Here is a 2,605-nt window from a genome sequence, read left to right as displayed (position 1 = left end):
TTTTGGAAAAAATTGAGAAAGGTTTCCTTGGAAAAAGCCTTAGCTTAGAATATTTAAATTTCTGATAAACCCTAAAATGAAACTAATAAAGGACTTCTTGTGCTTGTTTTTTAATCCTTTGGTTTTCAGTGGGAAATATAGTTTTGAACAATAAAATATTCCCCAATTCATTTGATCATCAGTTGGAGAAATTTTAAATTCGGGACTTTAAACTTGAAATAATGAAACTTGACTTTTTATTTTAAACGATTTAAACAGGTGCAATTTCCTTATCAGAAGTCTTATAAATAAAGGTTTAATCATACTTTTGAAAAGAAAAACCTGTTTTAACAGGTTAATGGCATGATTTTTTCTAATGTGATCTTAATTTTTATTAGTAAAAGGACTTCTTTTTTAATAGAGGAGATTGGTTGGGTATTCATTTTTTAATGTAGTGTATTTATAACAATAATTTTTACAATGAAAAAAAATGGTTTAAGGGCTGGACTGTCGGTTGTGGCATCAGCAGTATTACTTGGTGCCTGTACTTCGGGTAGCGGTGAAAAGGCCAAGACCCTAAAGGGAGAAGTGGAGGTCAAAGCACTTGATCTGGCTAATGTAGATTCTACAGTTAATCCGACAGATGATTTTTTCCGTTTTGCTAATGGAAAATGGTTGGATAGAACTGAAATTCCTTCGGATAAAGGAAGATGGGGTTCTTTTATGGAATTACGTGAAAATACCGATAATACGGTGTTGGGAATTTTAAAGAGTGCTGAGGAAGGTGGTAACCTGACCGAAGGTTCGGACCAGGCCAAGGCTGTTGAATTTTATAAAGTGGGAATGGATTCTCTCCTGGCCGAGAAGGTGGGTATTAGTCCATTAGAGACTTACTTTAAGCAAATCAATGATATAAAGGACAAGAAGGATCTGCAGGCCTATTTGGGCAAGCAGGAGGTTTATGGAATCGGTTCGTATTTTGGAATTTTCGTAATGGCCGATTTGAAAAACAGCGATGTAAATGCATTGTACATTGGAGCCGGTGGAATTGGATTACCGGATCGGGATTACTACACCAAAACTGATGACAAGTCCAAAGAAACCAGAGCGGAATATTTGAAGCATGTTATCAAAATGCTGGAATTGACCGGTGAAGTTGCTAACACAGCAGATGCAAATGCTAAGGTGATTATGGATATGGAAACTCAGATGGCTCAGTCTATGCTGACCAAGGAGGAGAGACGAGATCCTAATAAAATCTATAATAAAATGAGCATTTCGGATCTCTCTAAATTAACTCCTTCTATCGATTGGAACGCTTACCTTAATACGGTAGGTGTAAAAGGGGTAAAGGAAGTAATTGTGAGTCAGCCAGCCTATATGCAGGAAGTTGAAAAAGTATTCAATAAATTTTCCATGGATGATATTAAGGCCTATTTAAAATGGCATTTAATTCATAGTACTGCTGGTTCCCTGGATAGTAAGTTTGTAGCTGAAAGTTTCAATTTTTATGGCAAATATTTAGGTGGAAAAGAAGAAATGAGTGCTCGTTGGAAAAGAGTTTTAGCTGCTACTAACGGTACTTTGGGTGAAGCTGTAGGACAATTGTATGTTGATCAGGTTTTTCCTCCTGAAGCAAAAGAAAATGCGGTGGAGATGGTACAAAACATCATCGATACTTACAAGGAACGTATTCAGAATCTTGAGTGGATGTCCGAGGATACCAAAAAGATGGCACAGAAGAAATTAGATTTCTTAACGGTTAAAATTGGTTATCCGGATAGCTGGAAAGATTACTCAAAATTGGAGGTTTCTGATAAATCCTACATTGAGAATGTATTGAATTCTAGAAAATTCAGACATGAAGAGAATATGGAAAAAATAGGCAAACCTGTGGACAAGGCTGAGTGGCATATGAATCCGCAAACTGTAAATGCTTATTATAATCCTACCAGTAACGAAATTGTTTTCCCAGCAGCTATTCTACAGCCTCCTTTCTACAATTACAAAGCAGATGCAGCCGTGAATTACGGTGGAATTGGAGGAGTAATTGGTCATGAAATCTCACATGGTTTTGATGATCAGGGAAGTCGATTTGATGAGACTGGAAACCTTAAAAACTGGTGGACTGAAGAAGATTATGCTCAATTCAATAAGCGGACTGCTCAGTTGGTTGAGCAATACGATGCTTATGAGCCGGTTGAGGGTGCTCATGTGAGCGGTCAATTTACATTGGGTGAAAATATTGGTGATTTGGGAGGAATTACAGCTGCTTACTTTGGTTTACAGAAATATTTCGATAAGCATGGAAAACCAGAAAATATCGATGGTTTAACTCCTGAGCAGCGATTCTTTATGTCATGGGCTACCATCTGGCGTTCAAAAGCTAAGGATGAGTATTTGAGAACACAGGTGAATACTGACCCTCATTCTCCTGCTATGTTCCGAGCAAATGGACCTTTGACTGATTTTGAAGCATTTTACGAAGCCTTTGAAGTAAAAGAGGGAGATCAAATGTATCGCCCGGATAGCTTGCGTGTAGAAATTTGGTAATTTATTTCTGACGTTAACCAAAAAACCTCCCTGGTTGGATTAATAATCTCAATTAAGGAGGTTTTTTATTTTT

Annotated in this window: 1 protein-coding gene; it reads left to right on the top strand. The window is 37.2% G+C overall.

All coding sequences use genetic code 11. The features are described from left to right. Positions 1-459: 459 nt before the first annotated feature. The gene (locus tag E1171_RS03095) at positions 460-2,532 is read left to right on the top strand and encodes a M13 family metallopeptidase (RefSeq protein ID WP_155203974.1); all 2,073 of its coding nucleotides are present in this window, start codon (positions 460-462) and stop codon (positions 2,530-2,532) included. The last annotated feature ends 73 nt before the right edge of the window (positions 2,533-2,605 follow it).

Source organism: Xanthovirga aplysinae, assembly GCF_009711365.1.
Classification (GTDB): Bacteria; Bacteroidota; Bacteroidia; order Cytophagales; family Cyclobacteriaceae; genus Xanthovirga; species Xanthovirga aplysinae.
Note: the sequence above shows the minus strand (reverse complement) of the source record. Positions and strands in the feature narration are given on the sequence as shown.

Excerpts from the sequence above, each read along its gene's own strand:
- E1171_RS03095 (WP_155203974.1), top strand. The coding sequence starts at position 460 with ATGAAAAAAAATGGTTTAAGGGCTGGACTGTCGGTTGTGGCATCAGCA.